This is a genomic window from Pseudonocardia sp. (assembly GCF_025965585.1).
Taxonomy (GTDB): Bacteria; Actinomycetota; Actinomycetes; order Mycobacteriales; family Pseudonocardiaceae; genus Pseudonocardia.
This window is the reverse complement of record NZ_JAOPWR010000182.1, coordinates 1-2,568: the sequence shown is the minus strand read 5'-3', so window position 1 is coordinate 2,568 and position 2,568 is coordinate 1. Positions and strand designations below refer to the sequence as shown.

The 2,568-nt window shown below is 70.9% G+C and carries 1 protein-coding gene and 1 pseudogene; one reads left to right on the top strand and one right to left on the bottom strand.

Features of this window, described 5'->3' with window-relative positions; all coding sequences use genetic code 11:
• The coding region (locus tag JWR81_RS11760) for a LuxR C-terminal-related transcriptional regulator (RefSeq protein ID WP_297650488.1) at positions 1-1,449 on the top strand (1,449 nt) is incomplete at its 5' end.
• A 1,002-nt stretch (positions 1,450-2,451) separates the two neighbouring features.
• On the opposite strand, the pseudogene JWR81_RS11755 reads toward JWR81_RS11760, so the two are convergent.
• Positions 2,452-2,568 (bottom strand): annotated as a pseudogene (locus tag JWR81_RS11755) (3,4-dihydroxy-2-butanone-4-phosphate synthase); the annotation flags it as partial.

The following is a 2,568-nucleotide window of genomic DNA, read 5'->3' as shown; positions in this document are numbered from 1 at the left end:
TTGGCCCAGGCGCTGATCGCCCTCGGCAGGTCCGCGGAGGCCGAAGCGCTGCTCGCCGAGCAGACCGCCGCCGCCGACACCGACGACCAGCGCGCCCAACTGGCCCTCGTCCGCGTCGGGAATCTCTGCTGGGGCGTCGGGGACCCGGCCCAGGCAACCGCCGTCATGCGCGCGGTACAGGCCGCGCCGTGGACGGACCCGGAGCGGCTCGAGCTGCAGACTCTGCGGGCCGCGCTGCTTCTGCACGACGGGAGGTTCGCGGAGGCACTCGACGTGATCGGCCCCCTCGCCGCCGGGTCCCGACAGCCGGGACCTGTCGTGGTGGCCGCCCAGGCCGTCGCCGCCGACGTCCTCTGTGGGATCGGCGCGAACGACGCCGCCCTCGCAATGGCCGACCGCGCCCGGGCCGCGGCGGCCGACGTCGGAGGGGCCGCGGCCGACTGGGCGAACGTCCAGCTCGACTCCGCGAAGTGCGGCGCGTTCATCAGCCTCGGCCTTCTCGACGACGCCGAGGCCCTCGCTGCCACCGGGTACCGCGACGCGATCGGCGCCGACCGGCCCGTCGCGCAGGCGCTGTTCGGCGGATGGTCGGGCATCGTGCTGGCCCAGCGCGGCCTCGTCCGCAGCGGGCTCGGCCGGCTGCGCGACGCCACCGCCGCGCTGCCGCCCGGGGCGTTCTCGTTCCTGCCGGTCCTGCACGCGCAGACGGCGCAGGCCGCCGCGCTGCTCGGAGACCTCGACACCGCCGGTGCGGCGCTGATCCAGGCGGAGCACGCGCTGACCGGCGCCGGGGAAGCGTGCGCGCCGTGGGTGCGGCTCGCGGCGGCCTGGATCGAGGCGGTCACCGGCCGGAACAGGGCGGCGGTCGTGACGGCTACCGAGGCCGCCGCGCGGGCCCGCGACTACGGGCAGGTGCAGCTGGAAATGATCGCGTTGCATACATGCGTCCGGTTCGGGGCGGCCCCCGAGGTGCTCGACCGGCTCGTCGCCGTCGCTGCCGACGTCGACGGTCCGCTGGCGGCGGCCGTCGCTCGGCAGGCGACCGCTCTCGCCCACGACGATGCCCACGGGCTCGACGAGGTGGCCGCCGGTTTCGCGGCACTCGGGTCGACGCTGCTCGCAGCCGAAGCGGCCGCCCAGGCCACGCGCCAGCACAGCGCTCACGGCAACGCACGGGCCGCCGCGATGGCGGCAACACGGTCTCGGGGCTGGGCGGCCGCCTGCGAGGGCGCACGGACACCGCCACTGGCCGAACCCGGCGCGTCCGCACCGCTCACCCCCCGGGAGCTGGAAATCGCCGCCCTCGCCGCGTCCGGAATGACCAGCAAAGCGATCGGGGAGAACCTCGTCGTCTCCGTGCGGACCGTCGACAACGTGCTCCACGGCATCTACCGGAAACTGCACGTCAGCGGCCGCCGCGACCTGCCCACCGTGATCGGGTCCCTGTAAGACCGCCGGCCATCGTTCGAGCAACAGCGACTCCATCCCTCATGGATCCGCGACGCGAGTGATCGTTGTCGATCAGCGTGGGGCCGCGGTGACGGCACCGGGGCACTGGAGTTCCCCGCGCGACGCGCTCGGGTTGTCCGGGCGAGGGGCGTCGTGATGGCCGACGGCCGGGAGGAGGGGTTCGGCCGCAACCGGGTGATGCCCTCTGCCCCGGACAACGGCGCCGGGAGGGTCGGCGGAGGCCGGTCGTGCTCACGCCCAGCGACGCGGGCGATCTCCGCCGCCTCGAACACCACCCCGCGATCACGCTGCAGCCGTGCTCGCCACGGGGCAAGGTCAGCGCTGACACGTCCCCCGTCGTAGCCACCACCATATGTTGACCGGCAGGCCGCAACAGAGCTGTGGGGCTCCGCAGTGTCCCCAGATCGTCCCCATCGCCAGCAAGATAGGCCTTGACCTGCGAGAACAGCGTCATCTAGACGTTGAAGCGGAACGTCGATCGACGATTTTCGTTGTTGACCGTTGATGGGCAACACTGCGCAGTAGTGGCCCTGAGCTGCGACGCAACGGTTCCGACGGTTGCCGAGACTTGTCGTCGTCTGCCAGTGCTGATCGGTGTCACCCGGACTGGAACCGGACCAACGAAGATCAACTTTGCCGATTCGACTCGAGAGCCGGCGGTGACTCCGCGTGACATAACCGAGGGTGATTGATGCGCATATCCATTCAACGATGGGCCGCCGACTCGTCGTGCGAACCTCGCCGAGCATCGACTGCGTAGCTCACAGGCCGGACTGATTGATGGAGGTCTCGACGGGCGGGCTCCCAGGTTTGACTATGCGAGGATGGGACCAGATCGAGGGTTTCCTAAACCGCCTTGGCCCCGCAGCGAACACCCTGAACGGGGCCTCTGAGCAGGCAATATGTCGAATGATTATTGTCATCACCTGTCGTTGGTTAGCGTCATTCTGCAGTGCTTATGGCACGTATATGGCACGCCTCGGGGCGCATGCCCGCCAGACGCGCGAGGTCCACAGCCGCCTCCGTGTGCCCCGGCCGCTCGAGCACCCCTCCGTCACGGGCCCTGAGGGGGACGACGTGTCCCGGACGTACGAAGTC